General features: G+C 69.8%; 24 protein-coding genes and 1 pseudogene. 10 read left to right on the top strand and 15 right to left on the bottom strand.

From position 1 onward, the window contains the following. Window positions 1-139: 139 nt before the first annotated feature. Window positions 140-601: an ATP-binding protein gene (locus V4Y04_RS28740; RefSeq protein ID WP_332431270.1), complete on the bottom strand. Its 462-nt coding sequence runs from the start codon at window positions 599-601 to the stop codon at window positions 140-142. Between the two features lie 210 nt (window positions 602-811). Between V4Y04_RS28740 and V4Y04_RS28735 the strand changes: the two genes are divergently transcribed. After that, window positions 812-1,693, top strand: coding sequence for a helix-turn-helix domain-containing protein (locus tag V4Y04_RS28735; RefSeq protein WP_332431269.1), 882 nt, complete (start codon window positions 812-814; stop codon window positions 1,691-1,693). Further along, entirely contained in the window at window positions 1,690-1,881 is a 192-nt protein-coding gene (locus tag V4Y04_RS28730) for a DUF397 domain-containing protein (protein WP_332431267.1), read from the top strand. Before V4Y04_RS28735 ends, V4Y04_RS28730 begins: the two co-directional genes overlap by 4 nt. A 69-nt stretch (window positions 1,882-1,950) precedes the next feature. Here the strand turns inward: V4Y04_RS28730 and V4Y04_RS28725 are convergent, their stop codons facing one another. Beyond that, window positions 1,951-2,094: a hypothetical protein gene (locus V4Y04_RS28725; RefSeq protein ID WP_332431266.1), complete on the bottom strand. Its 144-nt coding sequence runs from the start codon at window positions 2,092-2,094 to the stop codon at window positions 1,951-1,953. A 77-nt stretch (window positions 2,095-2,171) separates the two neighbouring features. Beyond that, window positions 2,172-2,546 (bottom strand): DUF6223 family protein, encoded by a 375-nt coding sequence (locus V4Y04_RS28720; protein WP_332431265.1) that lies wholly within the window; start codon window positions 2,544-2,546, stop codon window positions 2,172-2,174. A 230-nt stretch (window positions 2,547-2,776) separates the two neighbouring features. Between V4Y04_RS28720 and V4Y04_RS28715 the strand changes: the two genes are divergently transcribed. From V4Y04_RS28715 to V4Y04_RS28705, 3 genes are all read left to right on the top strand, one after another. Then, window positions 2,777-3,904, top strand: a complete 1,128-nt coding sequence (locus V4Y04_RS28715) for a sensor histidine kinase (RefSeq protein ID WP_332431264.1) — start codon at window positions 2,777-2,779, stop codon at window positions 3,902-3,904. Continuing rightward, window positions 3,901-4,563, top strand: coding sequence for a response regulator transcription factor (locus V4Y04_RS28710; RefSeq protein WP_332431263.1), 663 nt, complete (start codon window positions 3,901-3,903; stop codon window positions 4,561-4,563). The genes V4Y04_RS28715 and V4Y04_RS28710 overlap by 4 nt, the downstream gene beginning before the upstream one ends. Window positions 4,564-4,892: 329 nt before the next feature. Further along, window positions 4,893-5,390: a hypothetical protein gene (locus tag V4Y04_RS28705; RefSeq protein WP_332431262.1), complete on the top strand. Its 498-nt coding sequence runs from the start codon at window positions 4,893-4,895 to the stop codon at window positions 5,388-5,390. Between the two features lie 13 nt (window positions 5,391-5,403). Here the strand turns inward: V4Y04_RS28705 and V4Y04_RS28700 are convergent, their stop codons facing one another. Then, window positions 5,404-6,690: an RNA-guided endonuclease InsQ/TnpB family protein gene (locus V4Y04_RS28700; RefSeq protein ID WP_332431261.1), complete on the bottom strand. Its 1,287-nt coding sequence runs from the start codon at window positions 6,688-6,690 to the stop codon at window positions 5,404-5,406. A gap of 198 nt (window positions 6,691-6,888) precedes the next feature. Between V4Y04_RS28700 and V4Y04_RS28695 the strand changes: the two genes are divergently transcribed. The 4 genes from V4Y04_RS28695 (at window position 6,889) to V4Y04_RS28680 (ending at window position 10,735) form a co-directional block, all read left to right on the top strand. Next, window positions 6,889-9,039 carry a tetratricopeptide repeat protein gene (locus V4Y04_RS28695; RefSeq protein WP_332431260.1) on the top strand — a complete coding sequence of 717 codons (2,151 nt, stop codon included), beginning with the start codon at window positions 6,889-6,891 and terminating at the stop codon, window positions 9,037-9,039. After that, complete coding sequence (locus tag V4Y04_RS28690) at window positions 9,036-9,416, top strand: hypothetical protein (RefSeq protein ID WP_332431258.1); 381 nt, start codon at window positions 9,036-9,038, stop codon at window positions 9,414-9,416. The genes V4Y04_RS28695 and V4Y04_RS28690 overlap by 4 nt, the downstream gene beginning before the upstream one ends. Further along, a complete protein-coding gene (locus V4Y04_RS28685) occupies window positions 9,413-10,081 on the top strand; it encodes a hypothetical protein (protein WP_332431257.1) in 669 nt (222 codons plus the stop codon). Before V4Y04_RS28690 ends, V4Y04_RS28685 begins: the two co-directional genes overlap by 4 nt. 69 nt (window positions 10,082-10,150) lie before the next feature. Next, window positions 10,151-10,735: a hypothetical protein gene (locus V4Y04_RS28680; protein ID WP_332431256.1), complete on the top strand. Its 585-nt coding sequence runs from the start codon at window positions 10,151-10,153 to the stop codon at window positions 10,733-10,735. A 123-nt stretch (window positions 10,736-10,858) separates the two neighbouring features. Here the strand turns inward: V4Y04_RS28680 and V4Y04_RS28675 are convergent, their stop codons facing one another. The 7 genes from V4Y04_RS28675 to V4Y04_RS28645 form a co-directional block, all read right to left on the bottom strand. Beyond that, on the bottom strand, window positions 10,859-12,538 hold the full coding sequence (locus tag V4Y04_RS28675; RefSeq protein WP_332431255.1) for a phytoene desaturase family protein: 1,680 nt from the start codon (window positions 12,536-12,538) through the stop codon (window positions 10,859-10,861). A 124-nt stretch (window positions 12,539-12,662) separates the two neighbouring features. Next, on the bottom strand, window positions 12,663-13,118 hold the full coding sequence (locus tag V4Y04_RS28670) for an SRPBCC family protein (RefSeq protein WP_332431254.1): 456 nt from the start codon (window positions 13,116-13,118) through the stop codon (window positions 12,663-12,665). 65 nt (window positions 13,119-13,183) lie between these two features. Next, complete coding sequence (locus tag V4Y04_RS28665) at window positions 13,184-13,690, bottom strand: YfcE family phosphodiesterase (protein WP_332433029.1); 507 nt, start codon at window positions 13,688-13,690, stop codon at window positions 13,184-13,186. Between the two features lie 380 nt (window positions 13,691-14,070). Continuing rightward, window positions 14,071-14,424, bottom strand: a complete 354-nt coding sequence (locus V4Y04_RS28660; RefSeq protein WP_332431252.1) for an STAS domain-containing protein — start codon at window positions 14,422-14,424, stop codon at window positions 14,071-14,073. Further along, window positions 14,421-15,704: a PP2C family protein-serine/threonine phosphatase gene (locus tag V4Y04_RS28655; RefSeq protein WP_332431251.1), complete on the bottom strand. Its 1,284-nt coding sequence runs from the start codon at window positions 15,702-15,704 to the stop codon at window positions 14,421-14,423. Before V4Y04_RS28655 ends, V4Y04_RS28660 begins: the two co-directional genes overlap by 4 nt. Next, complete coding sequence (locus tag V4Y04_RS28650) at window positions 15,704-16,513, bottom strand: alpha/beta fold hydrolase (protein ID WP_332431250.1); 810 nt, start codon at window positions 16,511-16,513, stop codon at window positions 15,704-15,706. Before V4Y04_RS28650 ends, V4Y04_RS28655 begins: the two co-directional genes overlap by 1 nt. A 321-nt stretch (window positions 16,514-16,834) precedes the next feature. Beyond that, window positions 16,835-17,038, bottom strand: coding sequence for a cold-shock protein (locus V4Y04_RS28645; protein ID WP_332431249.1), 204 nt, complete (start codon window positions 17,036-17,038; stop codon window positions 16,835-16,837). A 2,297-nt stretch (window positions 17,039-19,335) separates the two neighbouring features. Here V4Y04_RS28645 and V4Y04_RS28640 point away from each other — a divergent pair. Further along, window positions 19,336-19,599: pseudogene (locus tag V4Y04_RS28640) on the top strand (Pepco domain-containing protein); the annotation flags it as partial. Window positions 19,600-19,710: 111 nt separating this feature from the next. Here the strand turns inward: V4Y04_RS28640 and V4Y04_RS28635 are convergent. The 4 genes from V4Y04_RS28635 to V4Y04_RS28620 form a co-directional block, all read right to left on the bottom strand. Continuing rightward, window positions 19,711-20,082: a hypothetical protein gene (locus tag V4Y04_RS28635; protein ID WP_332431247.1), complete on the bottom strand. Its 372-nt coding sequence runs from the start codon at window positions 20,080-20,082 to the stop codon at window positions 19,711-19,713. Window positions 20,083-20,163: 81 nt separating this feature from the next. Next, the gene (locus tag V4Y04_RS28630; protein ID WP_332431246.1) at window positions 20,164-20,508 is read right to left on the bottom strand and encodes a hypothetical protein; all 345 of its coding nucleotides are present in this window, start codon (window positions 20,506-20,508) and stop codon (window positions 20,164-20,166) included. Between the two features lie 95 nt (window positions 20,509-20,603). Continuing rightward, the gene (locus V4Y04_RS28625) at window positions 20,604-20,837 is read right to left on the bottom strand and encodes a hypothetical protein (RefSeq protein WP_332431245.1); all 234 of its coding nucleotides are present in this window, start codon (window positions 20,835-20,837) and stop codon (window positions 20,604-20,606) included. A gap of 668 nt (window positions 20,838-21,505) precedes the next feature. Further along, complete coding sequence (locus V4Y04_RS28620) at window positions 21,506-21,679, bottom strand: TniB family NTP-binding protein (RefSeq protein ID WP_332431244.1); 174 nt, start codon at window positions 21,677-21,679, stop codon at window positions 21,506-21,508. Between the last annotated feature and the right edge of the window lie 7 nt (window positions 21,680-21,686).

The raw sequence follows: 21,686 nt of genomic DNA, 5'->3' as shown, positions 1-21,686 counted from the left end.
CTGAAGCGTGCCGTCAGTGACCTGATCACCCGCGGCGACCGCGTACTGCTGGTGTCCGCCACCACATCGATGTCGACAGCGCCCTGTTGGGCGTGGCGAAGGAGAACCTGCACGGCCCGGGTCATCGCCCGGGGAGCCGTCAACACCCGGGCTGTACAACCCGAGGCAGGGCGCACTCGGCCCAGACCGTTTTGCCGGGGCCGAGGCGGTCGCTGACGCCCCAGTCGGCGGCGAGCGCGTCGACCAGGAGCAGGCCGCGGCCCCCATCCTCGTCCGGACCGGGAGCCGGCCGCGCCGGCTGGGCGGGGTGGGCGGGATGGGTGTCGGTCACCTCGATCCGGACGATGCCCCGGCTGTCGTCCACGGACAGGGAAAGACCGAAGTCCCGTCCCGGGACGCGGCCGTGCAGGACGGCGTTGGAAGCGAGTTCGGCGACGACGAGGACGGCCGTGTCGTGCGCCTCGCTGCCGTGCGGGTGGCCCCACTCGGTGAGCTGGTGCGCGGCGAGCAGCCGGGCGAGACGCGCACCGCGCCGGGTGGCGGAGAAGCGCTGCGTGAACGTACAGGACGGGGTGGGGCTTTGGGTGCGTGGAGCTGACATGGCGGCCACCCTGCTGGGAGGTGACGGACCGTCGGCAGGTCCGGCGCCGATACAGATCACGCTGTACTGGTTCACTCGCTGGACCGGGTCGGTCGCCGTGCGTGACGATGGGTGTGTCACGCGTGGCGCAGCGCGCACGGCACACGGTACGACACGAGCTCGGGCCAGGCAGGCGGATACGGCCCGGCGGCACAGGAGAAGGCGGCTGCGATGGCGACGGACAACGGCGGCGGGGCGGGCGGAGGCGCAGGGCAGGGCGGGGGCGGAGGCGGTGGCTGCGAGCCGGAGCTCTCGGACAGTCTGAAGACCTTCGGCGCGGTCCTCAAGGCCTTGCGGGAAGAAGCCCGCCTGACGCAGGAGCAGTTCGCGCCGCTGGTGCGGTACTCGGCCGCCTACATCGCCAAGATCGAACAGGGCAAGCGGTTCCCGCCACGGGACCTGTTGGACAGGTCAGAGGAGGTGCTGGGGGCGGTCGCGGGGCGGGTACTGGGCGCAGCGGCGAGGAGTCTGACCCGGAAGGCGGGACTGGCGTCCTGGTTCCGGCAGTGGGCGGGGATCGAGGAGGAGGCGGTCTCGCTGTATGCGTACGAGTGCGCGGTGGTTCCGGGGCTGCTTCAACCCGAGCCGTACATTCGCGCCCTCTTCGAACGGCGCCTTCCTCCCCTGTCGGAGGAGCAGTTCGAGCAGCAGGTCACGGCTCGACTCGAACGCCAGCGCCTCCTGACCGAGCGGCCAAACAGTACGTTCAGCTTCGTTGTCGAACAAGCGCTACTGGACCGCCGTCTGGCGGGTTCCGAGGTCACGTACGTACTCCTCAGCAACCTCCTGGATGCGGGCTGCCTCCGAAACGTGGAGATTCAAGTCATGCCTCGGACTCAGGAGGATCACTCCGGTTTCGAGGGCCCTCTCTACCTCGCTGAGACGGGGGAGAACCGGTGGGTGGGTTATGTAGAGGCGCATGACTGCAGCATGCTCGTCACCGACACAAAAGCTGCAAGCGCCATGCTTCAGCGCTATGGCAAGATGCGCTCGCAGGCTCTGAGTCATCAAGCCACTGCGAGCCTGCTGGAGCAGATGCGAGGAGCGCTATGAGCACCACCGAACTTGCTTGGTTCAAGAGCAGTTACAGCGGCGGTGGCGGTGGCAACTGCGTAGAGGTCGCTGTATGCACGGAGGCCGTTCTTGTACGAGACTCGAAGGCCACCCAGAGGCAGTCCCTGGCTGTCTCTCGGGATGCCTGGTCGGCGTTCACGACACTGGCGACCGACTCGCGCGTCTGAACTTCCGGTGGGGCAACGTCTGTTACTGCCCCACCGGACGCGTCGCGGCTACTCTCCGTCCAACGCGGACTACTTCGCCACGGTCTTGCGGCCACGGGTCTTCCGCACCGGGCGCCATGCCTTCAAGTCCTCGGCACCGACCTGGTGCTTGCGGGGCTGGTTCTCGTACTCGGCCTCCAGCTCCTCGGCCGGTACGTCGCCACCTCGTCGCACTCGCCGTGCCACTGCTGGACCCAGGGCGCTCCGATCATCCGAGCCTTGGACAGGAGCCGTTGTCCGTTCAAGGCAGCTCAGCCGGTAGGTCGGTGCGGCGGGAGCGGGCCCGAGCCAGGCCCCCCGAGGACTACGCCGATCAGCCCTATCGCGAGGGCAAAGACGGATCCGACCACCCCGTTGCCGGTGCCGGGACCACCGTCGGCGATGGCCAGCGCCACCCCGGCGAGGACAATGCCGGTCAGCCCGACCGTCATGGCCACGAGGGCACCGGTTCGCCCGCCACCGGTGCCGATACGTTCTTTGGCGCGGGCCAGCGCCAGCGCGCCGATGGCCACACTGGCCAGCGCCACCAAGTCAGCCACGATGGACGGACCTCGCCCTTGGATGCCGTAATCCTCGGCGGCTGTCACCAGTTGGATCGATGTCGCCAGGGCTTCCGGTGAGTTCATGTCGCTCTCCTCTTTCACGCGTTGCGTTTCCGGGATGCGGATGTGTCCCGATCGTGCCTGCCGGCCACGCCGCCGGTCGTCCCGCAGGCGCAGGCACTTCGCGCTACCGCCGATGCCGCAGGCTCCTGCTGCGGATGCGGCAGGAGCCGCGCGGATACTGCGGGCGCGGTAGCCGGCCGCTCGTCCACGAGCGGGACTCGCCCGCAGCGACACCTGGCTAAGGTGCGCGCATGGACAAAGGACGGTTTCGCGTCCCGACCGGTGTCAGGGACTGGACGATCGCCCTCGGCGTGGCGGCCCTGCTGCTGGGCACCGGGCTTTCCGGGGAGCCCCCCGACGCGGACCCCGACGTGCTCGGCTACGCACTGCTGGCAGTCGGCGGCCTCGCGCTGGCCGCGCGTCGCCGCGCTCCGCTGACCGTCCTGGCCGTCACCGGGCTGTGCGCGGTGGGTTACCAGGCGGCCGGTTTCGACGTGCTCGCCGTCTCGTACCTGGTTGCGGTGTACGGCGCGGTGCGGGCCGGGCACCGCGCTCTCACGGTGGCGGTGTCCGTGACCATGCTCGTTGTTCTTCACCTCACCGCGCTGCTCTTCCACGATGGCCCGGCGGGCGAGGCGTTGGCGCAGGCCCGACACGTCCTCGAGGCTGCTTGGTTGATCGCCGCGTTCGCCGCGGGGGAGGCGCTGCGCCAGGCCGAGCGGCGGGCGGACGAAGCCGAACGCACCCGGGAGGAGACCGCGCGGCGCCGCGCGGATGAGGAACGGCTGCACATCGCCCGGGAACTGCACGATTCGCTCACCCACCAGATCTCGATCATCAAGGTGCAGGCGGAAGTCGCCGTCCACGTGGCCCGCAGGCGGGGTGAACAGGTACCTGAGGCCCTGCTGGCAATCCAGAAGGCCGGACGCGAGGCGACCCGGGAACTGCGCGCCACCCTGGAGGCGCTGCGCGATGACGACACCACCCCGCCCCGCGGGCTCGATCACATCCCGGAGTTGGTGGAACAGGCAAGCACGGCCGGTCTTGAAGCGACGCTGACGATCGACGGACAGCGGCCCGACCTGCCGGCCGCGGTGGGCCGGGCCGCCTACCGGATCGTTCAGGAGTCGCTGACCAACATCGCCCGGCACGCCTCCGCCGCGACCGCGTCGGTCCTCATCGACTACCGGACCGACTCACTCGTCGTCCAGGTCGATGACGACGGCAAGGCCACGCCGGACACGGTGCCGACGCCCGGCCTGGGGCTGCTCGGCATGCGTGAACGCGTCACCGCCCTCGGCGGCCGGCTGCGCGCTCAGCCGCGCGGCGAGCACGGCTTCACCGTCCAGGCCGAACTCCCCGTGGACCACACCTCATGATCCGTGTCCTGCTCGTCGACGACCAGCCGCTCATTCGCAGCGGATTCCGTGCACTCCTCGACCTCGAAGACGACATCGAGGTGGTGGCCGAGGCCGCCGACGGCGCGGAGGGCCTGGCGCTCACCAAGCAGCACCTGCCCGACATCGTGCTGATCGACATCCAGATGCCGGTCGTCGACGGCATCGAGGCCACCCGGCGCATCGCCGCGGACCCGGCCCTGGCCCAGGTGCACGTCGTCATCCTCACCAACTACGGCATGGACGAGTACGTCCTCGACGCACTGCGCGCCGGCGCCGCCGGATTCCTCGTCAAGGACATCGTGCCGGACGACCTTGTGCACGCCGTACGCGTCGCCGCACGCGGCGACGCGCTGCTCGCCCCGTCCATCACCCGCAAGCTGATCAACCGGTACGTCACCCAGTCCCTCCCCACCGTCGCCAGCACCGGGCTGGACGAGCTGACCGGCCGCGAGCGCGAGGCCGTCGCCCTGGTCGCGCAGGGCCTGTCCAACGACCAGATCGCCGACCGCATGGTGATCAGCCCGCTGACCGCGAAGACCCACATCAACCGGGCCATGACCAAACTCCACGCCCGCGACCGCGCCCAACTCGTCGTACTCGCTTATGAATCCGGCTTGGTGACTCCGCGCAACTCCTGACATCCAAGGGCCGGGGACAGAGTGTGCTTCGATGACCCCCTGATCTCCGCACGGCATCGTGCACACCTGACGCAGCAGTCGCTGCAGCAGGCCGTATCCAGCACCCCTGGGCCGACGCCCACCCCGACGTCGCCGACGGCCGGCGGCACCAGACGGGTGTCGGCGAGAGGGGTGAACCCCTCCGGCGCGGGCACCGCACACAGCTCCCGCACCACCGCACAGCGGTCGAGCATTCCGACAAGAATTAACCCGAAAGAGTGACCCCTGTTCTCGTGGTAGTCAGGCCGACCGGAGCTGGATATCTTCGGCCCTCTGGAAGAGGGGAACCAATGGGGGATTCCTACGTCACAGACATCGCCGAGCATCCAGCGTGCGAGGTGCTCCTGGCCGCGTGGCAGAACCCGGACGCCGACCGGAAGCGGGCGCTGGTACGGGACATCGAGGTTCCCGGGCCGATCGCCCTGCGCAGCCGCTACCGGATGCTGCTGGACACCGAGGCCCCGTCAGGTCCGTGGAATCCGGATCTGACAGCCGAAGTCTGGGTGCGGCAGTTACGCCTGGAGACCGAAGGCGACAACGCGGTGCGGTCGGGTGCGCATCCCGCGGCGCTGGCCTCGTTCCGGGCCCTTCTCGAAGAGGAAACCGGAAGCGAGCCACGACTGCCCACGGTGCACGCCCGCATCGGGCTCGGCCACATCGCCATGGAGCAGGACCGCATCGAAGCCGCCTCCGAACACTTCGAGCAGGCCACGGCGGTGGCCGCCACTTCGGCATACCGCTTCGGCCGACTGCGCGCACTGGTCCCCTGGGCGTACATGACCCTTTGACATCCTCCCCCTCTTAAAAGAAAGGGATTCCAACCCGGGTGGGTCGAGGTTCACGGGCGCTCGAGCGGCCGGTGGCCACTGTCACCCCTCCGGCACCGGCTGCACGCCGGGGGCGGGGGATCCCGCCCTGTCCTGCCGCGACGTTGACCGCTGCGTTCTCATCCGCGTTGCAGGCGAACCCGCAGGACACACAGACGAACTCGGCTTGGCTCTTGCGCGAGTCCTTCGCGATCCATCCACAGGCACTGCACCGCAACGAGGTGTACGGGGCGGGAACATCCTCCACCCGGCCCGGCGCCTTCTCCCCGGTCCGACGGCGCAGCAGGCCCCAGCCCTGGGCGAGGATCGCCCGGTTCAGCCCGGCCTTCTGCCACACCCACCTGCCGGGCTGTGCGAGGGTTCCCTTCGCCGAGCGGGTCATGGTCGTGATGTTCAGCTTCTCGAACCGGATCAGACGGTAGGTGCGGGCGAGCATGGTGGAGGTCTTCTCGCACCAGTCCCTGCGCCGGTCCGCCTCCCGGGCCTTGAGCCTGGCCACCTTCGCGTGCTCGGCAGCCTTGGCCTCGCTGCCCCTGGGGGCGCGGGCCGCCCTCCGCTGGTGCTTGCGGACCCGGGCCCGCTCCCGGGTGGTGAGCTGCGGGCAGTTCAGCTTCTGCCCGTCGGACAGGGCGGCGGTGATCGTCACCCCCCGGTCGATCCCGACGATCCCGTCCATGCTGGGCGCCTCGACGGGATCGGGGATCACGGCGAAGGCGATGTGCCACTGCTGGTTGCGGAAGGTGACCCGGAAGGTCTTCGCCACCGGCAGCCCGGTGCGGGTGAGGCGGAAGCGGACCCAGCCGCAGCCGGGCACCTTCACCCGCGCCCAGCGCCGGTTCAGCCTCCGCACCACCACCGAGCGGCCCATGACCTGCCTGCCCCTGGCGTTCAGCTTCGGGGTGCCGTCCGGATGGGACTCCGGCACGCGGTCGGTGCCGATCACACGGAAGCCCTCATGCCGATGTTTTCTGCGCCAGGTCGGCTCACCGAACCCGGAAGCGAACCGGGCGTTCTTGGCCTTGGCGAAGTCCTGCAGGGCCTGCTGCTGCACATCCGCGTTCCCGGCCCGCAGCCAGTCGTTGTCCCGCCGGGCCTCGGTGAGCTGACGGCACTGCTCGGCGAACCCGGGAGCGGACCTGCGCCCCGGTTTCCAGTACGCGTGCTGCTCGACGGCCAGGTTCCACACGTACCGGGCGTGCGCGCAGTGCAGCAGCATCCGCTCCGCCTGCGCGGTAGTCGGGTACATCCGGAAACGTGACATGCCGCCAAACCTAGCCCCGCCACTCGCTCCCCCTCTTCGCATCCCACCAGGCTCACCCGAACGAGCGACCGAGCCCACCGCCCACAGCCGCGCATGCCACACCTATCCCTGTAGTCAAACCCGCCGCCACCTCCTCCGGAACGCCGCATCGCCCTGGAGGCGTTGCGGCCACCTCTGCCCCGCTCCGCGGGACCGGGCATGCACCCCGTCCCTGAAGGGACCAGGCACCCTGCCCGACAAGGAAGGTGGAACCACTCCGCCGAACTCGCCCTGGAGCAGTTCCAGGAGGCGGCGGGGATCGCCACCGCCCTCGACGACCCCGTGTACCGGGGGAACGCGCTGCTCGGTGCCGCCGAATGTGCGCAGTGGCTCGACGAACGGGCCCGGGCGGAACAGCACGGCAAGGAAGCCTACGCCGCGTTCTCCGCGGTCCGATCCGCCCTGGGCCAGGGGAACGCGGCACAGCGGCTGGCCGGCTGGATGCACCGGTGGGGACGGCACGCCGAGGCCTGGGAGTGGCTCGCCCCCGCGTTGACGGCCTTCCAGCAGGACGGCAACCCGACCGGCCTGGTCAACGTGTACTCCTTACGCGGCGACCTGTACCTGGACGACCAGCGGTTCGACGAGGCGGCGGAAAAGTACGACAAGGCCCTGGAACTCGCCACGTCCGCGGGTCTGCCGCGTGCGCGGGCGCACGCCGCACAGGACCTGGCCAGAACCGCACGAGGCCGGGGAAACTGGCCGGAGGCCGTGGAACTGTTCACCCGGTCCCTGGAGCGGTACCGCGAACTCGGCGATCTTCTGGGCGTGTCCCACGCCATGAGCAAACTCGCGGAGGCGCAGGAAGAATGCGGCTCGGTGGAGGACGCGTTGCGGACCTGGCGCGAGGCGGTCGTGGAGGTCGAGTCCTACCGCGCCGACCACCAGGAGGAGCGCTTCCAGGAGGAGTACCGGCGACGCTTCCGGGACGTGTATGGGGAATCCCTGTCGGCGGCGGAGAAACACCACTCGCCGGAGACCTTCGCCGTGGTGGCCGACTTCCTGGCCGGTCGCCGGCTGGCGGGCCTGCTGGAGGCGAACAGCAGCGCCATGGCCGGCGACGAACTGGACCAGCTCCAGGACCTGTTGGCCAGGGCGGACCGCAGGCTGCTCGCGCACCGGAGAAGCACTCGCTCCGACGAGGACCGCTTCGGCGACGAGCGCCGGGAGAGCAGGATCCGCCGCCTGGGCGCATTCGAGTTCCGGCAGGGGGCCGAGCCCCGGGCGGGCAAGTCCCTGGACGATCTGCTGGCGGCCGTCTACCTCCCCCCGGCCGACGAGGGCGGCGCGCTCCTGGAGGCACTGCCCCACGGGTGCCATGCGCTCCAGATCCTCCTCGACCCCGTCGACGGGGATCTGGTGCGCTGGTCGTGGAGCGCCCCGGGCGGCCGCTCCTCCATGGGCAGTTCTCGGCTGACACCGACCGCCCTGGACCTGCTGTCCGTCCTCAGGTCCGGAGACCGGGCCGCGGAACGTCTGGCGCTGACGGTCGACGATCTGCGGCCGCTGTCCGCACTGCTCCCACCCCGTCTGATCACGGCACTCGCGGCTTCGGGCCCACAGGATCTGCTGATCGTCCCGACCGGTGAACTGTGGGCGGTGCCGTGGGGCGCGCTTCCGCTGGAGGACGGCCTCGTCCTGGGGGAGGCCGCACGCTTCGTGATCTGCCCCTCGCTGACCATTCAGCGGCAACTGTCCACACGGTACGTCAAGTCACTCCACGCGCCGTCGCCTCGATCGCCTCTGGATGTCGACGTGTGGCGCAGCCCGCTCGTGCGGCATCATCGAATGGACCTGTTCGAGCGGGACCGCCGATGGAATCCCCGCCGGCTGTCCTCGGCCGCCGAGGCCCGCGGCGCCCTCTGCGACGGGCGGGAACTGATGGTGCTGGCCGGGCACGGCCGGCCGCTCCCCGGAGCGGGCCACTATCTCGAACTCGACGAGAACGAGTGGCTTTTACCCGCAGACCTTCTGGGCCGGCGCCCTCCCCGGCGGCTCGCGCTGATCGCCTGCTGGGGAAGTGCCTACCCCGGCCGCGTGCCCAGCGACCCGATCAGCATCGCCACGCTCGCGCTGGCGGGAGGCTCCGACGAAGTACTGGCCACGGTCGGAGAGCTCGGAGACTCCACCTTGGCCGGCCGGTATGCGGAGATGGTGCTGCACGCCCTGCCGGAGAACAGCATGGCGACGGCGGTGCACCGGTCCACTCGTCGGCTCCTGGCCGGACGAGGCGTCCGGTCACGTCCCGTTCACGACTGGGCCCCTCTCCTTCCCATCGGCACGCATCAGCAGCCCGGAGGTCAGCGGTGACGGCCCTCGAACATCACGCCCTGAGGTACGAGCTCGACGATCCACTGGCGTACAAGTGGACGGACGCCGCCTACGACATGTGCGTCGGGGAGGACCCGGCACTGAGCGCGGTCGTGGAAAACTCGGGCGGGGTCGCGCGGGTGGTCGTCAGCGGCGCCTGCCCCCGCTGCCGGGGGGACATCTCGGGCGAGGAGATCCTGACCGCCGCCGGTGAGTCGGGCGTGCTCGGTGACGACGCCACGGGCACCCCGGACCCCTACACCCGTATCCATGTCACCTGCAACTGCGAGCTCACGCACGGCAACAGACCCACAGGCGTCACCACCGGCTGCGGCATCACGTTCGCTCTTGAAGTGCTCCGGGACGACATCGCATGATCCCCCCGGCGCGATACCGGAAGCCGTCCGCCCCACCGAGCGAGCACCAGCTCGCGGAGGACGCGCAATGGCGTGCGTACGCGGGGGACTCGCTCACCCGGGCCCGTGCCAGCGCGGAGCAGTGGCGTACCGGGCTGGGGCTGCTGGTCACCGTCATGGCCGCCGGGCTCATGCTGGGCGGCCCCGGCAGGATGGCCGAACTGAGCCCTGTGTGGCGCGGTGTCGTGACCGCGGTTCTGGGATTCGGCTTCACCGTGGCGCTCTGCGGTCTGTGGGCCGCGTCGCGTGCTTCCGCGGTGGGTGGTTCGGGGCCGGTCGACCGGGACCTGCTGCGCAGCCGTCACGGTTCCCTGGAACGGTACAAGGCGGCTGCCGCGGCGAAGAGCTGGTCCGATGTCCGCAGGGCCAGGATCGCGCTGCTGGTCTCCCTGCCCGTGATCGTCGCCATGACGCTGACGTCCTGGTGGCTTCCCCGCGAAGCCCCGGCAGGGAATCAGGACCCGCGGCCCCGGGTGCTCGTCGTGACGCCCGAGGCCGTCCTCTGCGGCGAACTGACCGGCGGGGCGAAGGCCTTCTCCATCCTCACCGACAAGTCCACCATCCCTCGCCGGGTGCCGGCCGCCGAGGTCGTGTCCCTGGCGGTCGTCGACTCCTGCCCGCCGTGAGCACACACCGCCCGCCGCGGCCGATCGCCGTGGCTCCCGGAAACGGGGAGGGTAGGGAAAGGAAGCACCGTGAGCAGACCGGACAGAGCCGCCTACGAGCAGAGCGAGCTGGACTGGAACCGGCTGCGGCGCTATGCGGAAAAGGTGGCCCGGGAAACCCGGGCACCACGCAGGACTCGGCAGGTCGTCGAACGGTCGGAGCGCACCCGCCAGGTCAAGAGTGGGTTGTTCGGGCTGTTCACGCGGGAGGAGACCTACACCGTCGACGTGCCGCGGACCGAGACCGACGAATTCTGGGTACTGCAGTCCCGGTCCTGGCACAAGTTGGAGCACGGAGGCGGGAATCAGCCGGACGAGGATCAGAGGGCGTTCTACGAGTACTGCCTCACCGTGAAGGGCGGCCTGGTGGTCAGGTTGACCTCGGAGACGGAGGTGTTCTTCAAAGGAGCGTTGACGTTCTGGGACAGAAAGACGTCCGAGCAGCCGATGACCGCCGACGACGTGATGCTCTTCGATTTCGAAGCCGAACGGTACTACCAGGAGAAGGGAAGGTTCACGATCGAGACCGACCGCGACCCCGACCGCAAACGGCTCAAGCACCACGCGAAGGGCGTCGGGCTCTCTCTGGCCCTGAAGCGCCTGCACCAGAGCTGAGCACGACCGCCCGGTCGCCCGGTCGCCCGGTGAGGAGGGCCCGCACTCGACCGGCCCGTGGCCGCCGGAGCCCCCGGCCAGGTGTCTCGCTTGTCGACGCGGCGGGTCGAAGAACCGGGCGGCCTACTCCACCCGGCTGGAGAAACCCGTCCCGCTGCCGCGCCGCTGTGGCGGCTGCTCCCCGGTTTTCCGCCCGGCACGAGGGCTCCCCGCACGGGTGCTCCACGGCAGGCGGGCCGAGCACAGGCGGCCGAGGCCGCTCAGCGCGGCAGCGGCCGCGTTGGCGCCGGAGGCGCCGTGCACTCCGCCGCCGGGGTGTGCGGAGGCCGAGGCGAGGTAGAGGCCCTTCACCGGTGTTTCGGGGCGGCCGGTGCCGGGCGTCGGCCGGAACACCAGTTGCTGGTGCAGGGACGCCGTTCCGCCGTTGATCGCGCCCTCGTGCAGGTTGGCGTCCATGGACTCGAGTGTGCGCGGCGAGAGAACGCGCCGGGCCGTGACGCGGAAGCGGAATCCCGGCGCCCAGCGTTCGACTTCGTTCTCCATGCGGTCGGCCATGGCTTCCTCCTCCCGCCGGTCCCAGAGCCCGGTCAGCCCGTCCTCGCCCGCGTCGCCCTTGATCCGCTGCGGAATGTGGGTGTAGGCCCAGGCCGATTCGGTGCCGGCCGGTGAGCGGGTGGCGTCCGTGGTGGACATCTGCCCGAAGAGGATGAAGGGCCGGTCGGGCACCTGCCCCGTCGCGAGCTGGGCGGCGAAGCGGGTGAGACCGTCGACTCCGTCGGCCAGGTGGACCGTTCCCGCCGAGGCCGCCTGCCCGGCCGTCCAGGGCACGGGGCCGTTCAGCGCCCAGTCGACCTTGAAGGTCCCGGAGTCCCACTGGAACCGGTCCAGGTCCTTCAACAGCCGGCCGGGGAGGTGCTGTGCGTCGACCAGTTCGCCGTACAGCACCGGTGCGGACACGTCGGCGAGCACGGCACGACGCGCCGGTACGGACTCGCCTCCCGCGGTGCGTACGCCGACGGCCCGCCCGCCGCGTACGACGACCTCGGTCACGCGCTCCCCGCAGCGGACCGCGCCGCCGCGCCGCTCCAGCCGGCGCACCAGGGCCGCCGTGAGCGCCCCGGCTCCTCCCACCGGAACGGGAAAGCCGTAGGCCTGTCCGAGCATGCACATCAGCCATCCGAAGCCCCCGCTGCCGGCCGCTTCGGGGCCGAGGTCCGCGTGCAGCGCGCTGCCGGCGAGCAGCAGCCGTCCCGCCTCGCCGCGGAACGACTCCTCCCCCAGTCGGCGGACGGGCAGCAGCAGGGTCCGTGCCAGGCGCAGGCCCCCGGCCGCCCGGAGTCCGGCGGCGAGCCGGAGGGAGGCCCGGACCGGGGGGAAGGGGGTGAAGAGAATACGCAGGACGTCCGGACTCAGGCGCTCCCACGTGCTGCACAGGTCGAGCCAGGCGTCCCCGTCGCCCGCCACGAACATGTCCAGGCCCGCCGCCGTGTCGGCGGCCGAGCGTGCGAGGACGGCGCACCGGCCGTCCGGCATCGGGTGTGCCAGGACGGCCGGGGCGTGGCTCCAGGTCAGCCCTTCCTTCCCCAGCTCCAGTTCCCGGAGGACCGGGGAGGCGGCGGCGAGGGGGTAGAACGCGCTGAAGACGTCGCTCACGTAGTCGGGGTGGACGCCGCGATCGCTGCGGACCGCGCCGCCGGGTTGCGGCTGGGCCTCCAGAACCTCCACGCTCCATCCCGCGTCGACGAGATTGTTCGCGGCGACGAGACCGTTGGGTCCCGCGCCGATGACCACCGCGTCCGGCATCGTCGCCTCCTGGCGTTCTCGACGGGCCCGTCGCCCTCCCGGGCCCTCAGGGCTCCCCCGGCCCTCGGGCTCCCCCGGCTCCTAGGGCTTTCCCGGGCCCTTCGGGCAGGGGCCCGGCCCGTTGTCAGGCCGGTTCGTGCGCGCTTTTCGGGGTCTTCTCCACCGCGTCGGCCAAACGGGCGAGCATCATGCGGTGGCGCAGCTGGATCAGCGCGTCCACGGCTGCGTTGTGGAGCTTCCCGGCCGGTCCACGCAGGGGGTGTTCGTCGATGGTCACCAAGGCGTTCTCGCCCCACGGCCGAACCTCGACGGCGATGCGTGCGGTGCCGAGCCGCCCGCCGTCGGCCTCCAGTTCCACCACGTGCGGCGCCTCACAACGTCGGACGACGGTGCTTCCCGCCACCGACCACCGTCCCAGCCGGATCTTGTACGTGATGCCGGAGCCGACCTGCGGCCATACGCCCTCTCCGGGCCGTGTATCCGATGTGCCCACCACCCAGTCGCCGTAGCGTGTGCTGTCCGCGAGAACCGCCCAGACGTCCGCTACGGAACGTTCGACCAATCGGTGTCGTACGGCCATCGGTCCTCCAGCTCTCGTCGGACTCACCAGGCCTTCCGGTACCCGGCCCCTTCGGCCTCATTCGTTCACTCTCGCAGGCATCCGGGGGATCCGCCGCCCGCCGGGCAGCGCGCCAGGTACCGCCCTTTCCCCATGGCCCCGTGGAAAGAGCACCTGGATTCGGTCGCTCCGTTCCGGGAACAGGTGAATCCTTCTTTTTCCGAAGCAGGAGGCAGAAGATAGGGAATGTGGCTGTGGCCGAAGACCAGGACGTCCAGGTCGGGAAAGCGCTGGGCGCAGCGGGCTTCCCGCCCCCGCGCCGGGCCCGTCTCGTGAACGACGCCGAACCGCAGGCCGCCCAGCTCCGCCCGGGCCACCTCGGGCAGCCGCTCGCGCAGCTCGGGGCCGTCGTTGTTGCCGAACACGCCGATCAGCCGCCGTGCGCGCGCCTCCAGCAGGTCGAGCGTGGGGGCGTCGACCCAGTCCCCCGCGTGCACCACGACGTCGGCCCGCTCCATCTCGTCCAGCAGTTCGGAGGGCAGCCGCTTGGCGCGTAGCGGCACATGCGTGTCGGAGACCAGCAGCAGCCTCACGGGTGACACCGTCGTCCTCCTCCGACGCGGCGCGGGAGCGCCTGCGGCGCCGGGCGATGGTGCGCGACCGGTCCCTGCCGCGGTGCGTGCTGGATCACGCCCCGTGGAGTACCCCGTTCCGTCCCCCTGAAGCCTCCGGCCGGACGGGGTGCCGCCCGGTTGCCGGGCGGCTCACCCGGATGCCGCGGCCGGCTGACTCGCCGCCCTGCGAGGGGATTGGGAGCTGCTGGGGTTTGGCTGAGTGCGAGTGTGTTCTGGTGTGTGTGAGTGAGCGCGGACGATTGTGACCGGGAGTGGGTGCTGTCGTGCCTGAAGAGGGAATGTGGATTCGTCCCATTCCTACGGGCTCGACCCGGTGCCCGGCGCCGCGGTCCTGATGATCAGCGGGCTGTGGAGCCGGACTTGATGGCTGTCGATGTGTCGGGGTGGAGAGTGAAGACCCGGTCCAGGCCGGCGATGCGCAGGATCCGGGCGGTGTTGGCGGGGACCGCGGCCAAGGCCATGTCGCCGCTCTGTTCCACAGCCAGGTTGCGTGCCGCCAGTAAAGCGGTGATGCCGCTGGAGTCGCAGAATTCCAGGCCGGCCAGGTCCAGGACCAGCAGTTGCCCGCCGGCCAGGGTGAGACGGTTCACGGCCTGACGGAGTTCGGGTGCCGTCGTGTGGTCGAGGTCACCGGTGATCTCCAGTACGGGACCGGTGGCTGCGTCTCGGGCAGTGATAGTCAGCGGGCTCATGTCAGGTCTTCGTCTTCACTCGCGAGGGTGGGGAGCGGGGCGGGCACTCCGAGGGCGAGCAGCGCGGTGTCGTCGTCGAGTCCGTCGCCGAAGCCGGCGAGGAGCCCGGTCAGAGCGGTGATGAGGGCCTGGGGTCCCGTGGCGGGCTGTTCGGAGGTGAAGGCGCGCAGGGCGTCCTCGCCGTAGAGCTCACGCTCGGGCCCGGTGCGGGCTTCGGTCAGACCGTCGGTGTAGAGCAGCAGGGTGTCTCTGGGGGACAGCCGGGTGCGGGCGGGGGTGAACTGGGCCCGGGGCAGGGCGCCGATGAGCATGCCGTCGGGGGTGGGCAGGTAGTGCGCGGTGCCGTCGGCGCGCTGGATCAGTGCGGAGGGGTGGCCGCCGGAGGCCAGGTGCACGCCGACGTGGCCGCTGCCGGGGTGCAGGACGCCGAAGACGGCGGTGCAGTACCGGGGGTCGTCGCCGGTGTACCGCTCGTGCAGCACGGTGTTCAGGGTGGTCAGTACGGTGACGGGGTCCGGGTCGTGCAGGGCTGCCGCCCGCAGCGTGTAGCGGGCCAGTGAGGTGACCGCGGCGGCCTGGGGGCCTTTGCCGCACACGTCGCCGAGGAAGAACGCCCACCGGTCCGCGCCGAGGGGGAACAGGTCGTAGAAGTCTCCGCCGAGGAGATCCGGAGAGGCGGTGTGGTAGTGGGAGCCGGTTTCCAGGCCCGGAACCGTGGGGAGCTCGGCGGGCAGCAGGCTCTGCTGGAGGACGGCGAGGGCTTCCTGGAGTCGTTTGCGGTCGACCTCGGCCTGCCGGCGCGCTTCTTCGGCTTCCCGGCGTCCGCGCAGCAGCTCGGTCTCATAGGCACGGCGGTCCCGGGCGTCGAAGACCGTGGTGCGGATGAGTATCGGTTCGCGGTCGTCACTGGTCTTCACCTTCGAGGTGACGAGCACCGGCATCCGCTGCCCGTCGGCGGCTTTGATGTCCAGGGCGATGCCGCCGACCTCGCCGTTCATCTGCAACAGCGGGGCGAAGTGCGTCTCGTGATAAAGCTTGCCGCCCACGGTGAGCAGATCGGTGAACCGCATCCGGCCCACCACCTGCTGCCGTGAAAGACCCAGCCATTCCAGGAGGGTGGCGTTGATCTTCGCGATGGTGCCGTCCATCAGCGTCGACAGGTAACCGCAGGGCGCCTGGTCGTACAGCTCCTCCGCGCTGTCCTCCAGCAGGACGGCGAAGGCCGCGTTGGTGGCTTCCACGTCCTGCTCTCCGTCCGGATGTCGGCCGCCGCGGCCCATCAGCGGACCGCTTTTATGAAGTCGGTGATCGCCACCGCGGTGGCCTGTGGTGCGCTCAGTTGGGGGCAGTGCCCCGTCGCCTCCAAGGTGACCAGGCGGCTGCCCGGGATCGCCTCGTTGACGTAGGCACCGACCTCGCGGGGGGCGATCACGTCCTGCTCGCACTCCAGCACCAGCGTCGGCACCGCGACCGTCTTGAGGTCTTCGCGGCTGTCGGACAGGAACGTCGTGCGGGCGAAGACCCGGGCCATGTCCGGGTCGGTCGCGCAGAACGAGGTGGTCAGTTCCTGGCCGAGTTCGGGCCGGTCCGCGTTCCCCATGATGACCGGGGCCATCGCCGCCGACCAGCCCAGGTAGTTCGACTCCAGCGACTCCAGCAGCTCACCGATGTCGTCCGCGCTGAACCCGCCCCGGTACCCGTCCTCGTCGATGTAGCAGGGCGACGGCGCCACCATCACCAGGCGGGAGAACCGCCGGGGTGCCTCGGCCGCCGCGAGCACCCCGACCATGGCACTGACCGAATGCCCCACGAAGGTCACGTCCCGCAGGTCCAGTTCCTCGCAGACGTCCAGCACGTCCGAGGCGTAGCCCTCCAACGAGTCGTAGCGCTGTTCGCTCCAGGCCGAAGGGTCCGAGCGGCCGGATCCCACGTAGTCGAAGAGCACCAACCGGAAGTCCTCGGCCAGCAGGGGGACCAGCAGGCGCCACATGTTCTGGTCACAGCCGAACCCGTGCGCCAGCAGGAGCACCGGCCCGTCCGCACGGCCGGTGACGGTGATGTCGTTCCTGCGACGGATATCCGTGCCCACCGTTTTCCCACCACTCGGGGCGAGCGAGCCGAAAGCGGGGCCGCTGGTCCGGCTGTGGGAGGAGTGACCCTCCGTAGGTGCGGGGTTCATTCAGAACCTTCCTCGATGCGGCCCGTATCAAGGAATTCCCGCCAATTGAAAGCGGTGCGAGAATCACCGGAAAGAGCCGGACAGAATGCGAAAGAAAATCCGACCTGTAGTGAGTCAGGTACGGATGCGGGCAATGGTGGCCCCGCGCGTGAGCCCACTACGGGAAATGCCCGCGGCGGGTGCCCGTACCCCCGAGGGGTGCGGGCACCCGCCGCAGAGTGGGCGCCGGCGTCAGGCCGGAACGATGTTCTCGGCCGTCAGGCCCTTCTGGCTCGGTGCGATGTCGAAGGTGACCTTCTGGCCTTCGAGCAGTTCGCGGAAGCCCTGGGCGGCGATGTTCGAGAAGTGGGCGAACACATCGGCGCCGCCGTCCTCCTGCTCGATGAAGCCGAACCCCTTTGCCGGGTTGAACCATTTCACGGTGCCGGACGCCATGTCATATCTCCTTTGGCAGTAAGCACGCCGGGATCCGTCATACACGGATACCGGGTCGCCGCGATGATGCCCCTCCCGGAACGACCGGAAATACAAAAATGCCCCCCGGTTGAAAGTACCGCTGGAGGCGCTTGAAGTATGGGAACCAAGACTGCAACTGATATCGACAGTAGCACGCCATATTGGTCGGCGTGTGATATGTAATTCCATTCTTCCCGGTGGGGTAAGAACACTCCCGACGCGGCGCGTTGAACTCTCACCTCGCGGTCACAGCTATTGACCCGCCCGGAGCGCAAAGATGCGGGAAGAGCGGTCACCGTTCACGAACACGTCAGCGCCGCCGTGCCGGTCCCGGTCCCATGGCGCGGGCGGGGTAGCCGTCGCCATCAAGACGGCCGTACGAGTCGCGTACCGCCACCACCCCTCCCCGAGGAACACGTGGAGGGGCCCCGGTGCCATTGGCACCGGGGCCCCGAAGGAACTGCTATACCATCTGCCGACCCTGATACTGCGCCGGCCCTCTGTTTCCGCAGACCCGACCGAGACACTGCCGGGGGTGCGGGGATCGCGGTTGCTCGACCGGAGACCACCTCACTATCGATGTCCTGCGGTACCCGGGTTCAAGGCTTCCGCCCGGGCGATCCCGATGGCGCCTGGCTCCTCCGTTCTTCCCTCGGTGATCAATCACTTGCCTACTGCTGGTACTGCTCTCCTGCGTACTGCTGGTGATGCGAACTGCTCCGTGGCCTCGTGAAGCGCCACTCTTCGGCAGCCAGCCCCGTCGCCCGTCCTGCGTCTGCTCTGGCTTGGAACCCCACTGCCGAACCTCCCGGTGCGCGCGCCCGCAGCCGACGCCTTCACCGAGGTGCTGCTCACTGACTTCACTGCTGGGTACCGCGAACTGCACTTACCGGTACTGCCACCGCGTTGACCGCGGCCCTGCTCACGGCGGCCCCTGATCACTGCGGGCCACCCGGTGCGGTTGTCAGTCCCGTCGCCGTCCTGCAACTGTCCTGGCTTCGAAACTCCACGACCGCACCGTCCTGCGTACTGCGTGTACCGCTGCCCGGCAGTTCATCTCTGCCGGGCCTTGCTCGATCTCGGCTACGAGAGAAACCATAACCACACCACCGCCCAATGTCTACCCTGGCGATCACAGGTTTTCGTGCGTCGACTGGAGAGGGAGTCGACCTCGACCACTGATGGAGTAAGCGGCGGCGCCGCTGCCGGCCCGCGACGGGCGGCCTCTCAAGGCTTGGCTGCTGCCCCGATGGGGCCCAAGGCCGGAATCGGCGGCCCTGCACCCGATGGCCACCCGCCGCCGCTCCCTCCGGCCTGTCCGTAAGGGCGGGACAGTGAGGCCCTGCGGGCCTTGCGGGCACGGTCGAAGCGGATGGGGGTGTGCGTCCCGTCGATGGCGTCCCACTGCGTGGCGCAGGGAATCTGAAGGTGGCGTCACGGGCCGGGGCCGGTCGTGCCGCTCGGCGGGAGGGAGATCGAGTGGCCCGGCAGGGCGGTGTACCGGGCCTTGCCGGGGGCGGCCGGCGGCTGCTCGTGCGGGCGGTCCTCCGTGACCGCCCGATGGGAGGGCAGCCTCGCCGCGTACCGTCCCCCGGGGACACTCGCCCACGCCCTGGGGGACGACACACCACCCCAAAAGCGTGAGCACTTTGGCCACTACTGTCCCGAGGCTGCTCGTTTGAGCGCTTGCGTGACACATGTCCGCCGACTGCTCACGCTTTTCCGCAAGGCACCCGTCTCCGGCCCCGCGGCGTCGGGGCCGCGGAGACCCCCTGCACCACACAGCGGGACGCCATCGTCCCGTCGGCCCGGATGCGCGTGCAGATCACGAAGGCGGTCGGTTCCGCGCTTAGGGTCTGCCGGAGAACAACATGCGGGTGGGCGGCGCGCTGACCTGCGACATCAAGTCCAGAAACCCACAAGTTGTTTCTCTGCACGCCCTTAGGTCGCTTCTCAGCCACAGCACCGAGAAACGGGCGGGCGCCGGCACTGGGCGTTGATGATTTCCGCAAGCCGAGCGACGTCGTTGCTCGCTGTCGAGCGAGTTCGATGTCGGGCGGAACGGTCCGGCCGACATACCGCAACCGGACACCCTGCCTGTCGGACCCGGCCGTCCGCACCCCTTACCCCTTGTTGTCAGCGTTCGCGTGAAAGTGCGCAGCCCGGTACACGCGAACGTGCACCACATGCTGCACTCCCCAGCGTTGCGGCCGGCTGACAGCTAGGGTCTGTCTGTTGCACTGGTGGAGTGTCGGTAATGGCGGGCCGCCCGCACGGAGACCTCTGTCTGCGAACTCCGCACCGGCTTCGCCGACTTCATGCCCGCGATGCACGACGTACTGACGTCACTCCCGCGCCACGCGGGCGGCTTCAGCCTCAACGAGGTGACCTTCAGCGCGGAGGTGAGCGCCAAGGGAACCGTCTCCCCCCTCGACTCCGGCGGCGAACTGGCCGACAAGGCGGGACTCACCTTCACCTTCACCCGGGAGCCCACGGGGGACGCCGACCAGGGCGCCGCCCCGGAGCCGGAAGCTCCCTGATCATCCCCCGTACAGCCACGGGACGAGCGGGCCCGTACCCGCAAACCACACGCGCGGGTACGAGCCCGCCCAACGGCCCCCACCGGCCCCGGCGGCTCACCGGCAAGGCGGTCAGCAGCGTTCGTAGCTGCCCCCGCCCGCCAGGTGGTCGTCGTGGATCCACCCGTAGTAGCGGCGCTCGTTGACGCTCTTGAAGGACACGTACGTCCAGGTGTTGCCGTAGTCGTTCGACACGTAGCAGTCGATGTCGACGACGTACCCGCCCTGAAGCGTGATGACAGGGGCGCACTCGCCGTAGGGCCCCTTGCGGATGGGCGCCGTCCTGCCGTCGTCCTTGACCTCGTCGTAGCTCTCGAACATGCCCTCGTTCTGCCACCCGCCGCAGGTGACGGCGGACGCGGAGGCGGACGCGGGCGCGACGGCAAGGCCGGCGCCGAGAGCGGCGGCCGCGGTGGCACCGAGAACGGAACGTCGCAATCTCATTCGTTTTCCCCTCGTTTCCCCTGGTCGGGTACGGTCCTGAACCGGCCTAACCGGCCTAACCGGCCTACGGACGACGTGTTGCTACGTGTCGTCCCTGACCCACGTGCTGCACACCCCGGCGGGCATGGTGCAGACGCGCAGGGTGATCTTGCTGTTCTCACGCATGTCGTAGTTGCAGGTCGTGCCCCCCGTGGCGGCGCTCGCCGAGCACTCACCCGCGCGACCGTAGTTCGTGTACCACTCCACGTAGCTGTAGGAGCCCTCGTAGTGCTCCACCCAGACCTTGTCCCCGTAGCTGATGAACCCGCCCTCGGCGTAGCCGTTGTAGACGATCGAGTCGGCGTGCGCGGGAACGGCCGTCGCCAGAACGGCGGCGCTCGCTCCCGCGACCGCGGTCATGAGCGTGCGCCCTCGCCAGTTCCTCATGTTCACTTCCCCCTCCGGAATTGCCTCGTGCTCCGCCCCTGTGATGGCCGGACGGACAGACCGTCGACCGCCGGCGACAGCCGGCAGGTCATGACTCAGCGGTACTGGACCCAGAGTTGGTAACCCCCGCTCCCCCTGGGGCACATCCAGCTGATCCACCGCCCGTGGAACTCACCGGTGCTGCCCACGTCCTCGCACTGGGCGTAGTTGGAGTACGTGCCGTAGATGACGTACGGGTCCGCGGCCTGGGCCGGGGCCGGGGCGGCGGAGGCCCCGAGAGCGAGAGCCCCTCCGAGGGCAATGCCTGTGAGAGCACGACGAATACGCACAGCCTGGCTCCTCATCCGTGAACTGGACGCCCTGGGCAGACAAGTTCCGTCGCCTCGCAAGGCCGGACACCGTACGCCCCGGGACCACTGGCCGGCGCCGGCCGCCCCACGGCTGCTCGGTCGCCGTGAGAGAAGATGCTCCGTTCGCCGGACGAGCACAAGATCCGCCGCTTGTCCCGGACAGGGCCCGGGCTGTCCGACCTGGTCAGGTCCCTGTCCGGGTTTCTGTCCGGACACCGGATGGGCGGCGTGAACCACCCGAACCACCCCGTCGCTCAGAAGCGGGCCGAGTGGCCACGGATCAGGCGCCGGAGCGAGGACGATTACCGAAGATTGATCACGACTCGATACGTGCCCTGACTGGGGCCAGATGGAGCCGCCTCGCGGGGGCCGGCTGACGACGTCCTAGCCGCGCAGGGCGAGCAGCCCCGTACCCCGGCCCGGTCACGTCAGAGATGACAAGTATTCGGACCAGTTCCCACCGGCGAGCGTGGCCCAGAGCTCGGCCGTCCTGGGATGGCGGTGTTCCGATGAGGCTCCGGCTCGGAAACCGAACGTCAACTTGACCCGGCCCTGAAGAGCCGGGTCAAGTTGGCGCTCGGGCAGTTCTGGGTGGGCAGGGCCAGAAGCCGCCGGGCGGTCTCGCCGCGGGTGAGCAGGTGGCCCGGTCATCTCCCCCGGTCATCTCCGCAGTGGCGATCGGCGAGGGCCTGCGCAGAGGGATCGGAGGGCATCTGCACCGCGAGCACCGGGGTCTCCTCGCGGTCCGGGTGCGAGACCGGCCGGTGGGTGCGGCGGAACTTCTCCACGATCATCGACTTGCCGTTGTCGACGCCGCTCACCGGTGTC

This window comes from Streptomyces sp. P9-A2 (genome assembly GCF_036634175.1).
In the GTDB taxonomy this organism is placed as follows: domain Bacteria; phylum Actinomycetota; class Actinomycetes; order Streptomycetales; family Streptomycetaceae; genus Streptomyces; species Streptomyces pratens.
This window is presented reverse-complemented; position numbering and strand designations above follow the sequence as displayed.

Bases quoted from the DNA above. Each gene is read 5' to 3' on its own strand.
- V4Y04_RS28695 (WP_332431260.1), top strand. From the start codon at position 6,889: ATGCACCCCGTCCCTGAAGGGACCAGGCACCCTGCCCGACAAGGAAGG.
- V4Y04_RS28670 (WP_332431254.1), bottom strand. From the start codon at position 13,118: ATGGCCGTACGACACCGATTGGTCGAACGTTCCGTAGCGGACGTCTGG.
- V4Y04_RS28660 (WP_332431252.1), bottom strand. From the start codon at position 14,424: ATGAGCCCGCTGACTATCACTGCCCGAGACGCAGCCACCGGTCCCGTA.
- V4Y04_RS28635 (WP_332431247.1), bottom strand. From the start codon at position 20,082: ATGAGATTGCGACGTTCCGTTCTCGGTGCCACCGCGGCCGCCGCTCTC.
- V4Y04_RS28645 (WP_332431249.1), bottom strand. From the start codon at position 17,038: ATGGCGTCCGGCACCGTGAAATGGTTCAACCCGGCAAAGGGGTTCGGC.
- V4Y04_RS28655 (WP_332431251.1), bottom strand. From the start codon at position 15,704: ATGGGCCGCGGCGGCCGACATCCGGACGGAGAGCAGGACGTGGAAGCC.
- V4Y04_RS28630 (WP_332431246.1), bottom strand. From the start codon at position 20,508: ATGAGGAACTGGCGAGGGCGCACGCTCATGACCGCGGTCGCGGGAGCG.
- V4Y04_RS28675 (WP_332431255.1), bottom strand. From the start codon at position 12,538: ATGCCGGACGCGGTGGTCATCGGCGCGGGACCCAACGGTCTCGTCGCC.
- V4Y04_RS28700 (WP_332431261.1), bottom strand. From the start codon at position 6,690: ATGTCACGTTTCCGGATGTACCCGACTACCGCGCAGGCGGAGCGGATG.
- V4Y04_RS28740 (WP_332431270.1), bottom strand. From the start codon at position 601: ATGTCAGCTCCACGCACCCAAAGCCCCACCCCGTCCTGTACGTTCACG.
- V4Y04_RS28735 (WP_332431269.1), top strand. From the start codon at position 812: ATGGCGACGGACAACGGCGGCGGGGCGGGCGGAGGCGCAGGGCAGGGC.
- V4Y04_RS28710 (WP_332431263.1), top strand. From the start codon at position 3,901: ATGATCCGTGTCCTGCTCGTCGACGACCAGCCGCTCATTCGCAGCGGA.
- V4Y04_RS28720 (WP_332431265.1), bottom strand. From the start codon at position 2,546: ATGAACTCACCGGAAGCCCTGGCGACATCGATCCAACTGGTGACAGCC.
- V4Y04_RS28730 (WP_332431267.1), top strand. From the start codon at position 1,690: ATGAGCACCACCGAACTTGCTTGGTTCAAGAGCAGTTACAGCGGCGGT.
- V4Y04_RS28705 (WP_332431262.1), top strand. From the start codon at position 4,893: ATGGGGGATTCCTACGTCACAGACATCGCCGAGCATCCAGCGTGCGAG.
- V4Y04_RS28715 (WP_332431264.1), top strand. From the start codon at position 2,777: ATGGACAAAGGACGGTTTCGCGTCCCGACCGGTGTCAGGGACTGGACG.
- V4Y04_RS28685 (WP_332431257.1), top strand. From the start codon at position 9,413: ATGATCCCCCCGGCGCGATACCGGAAGCCGTCCGCCCCACCGAGCGAG.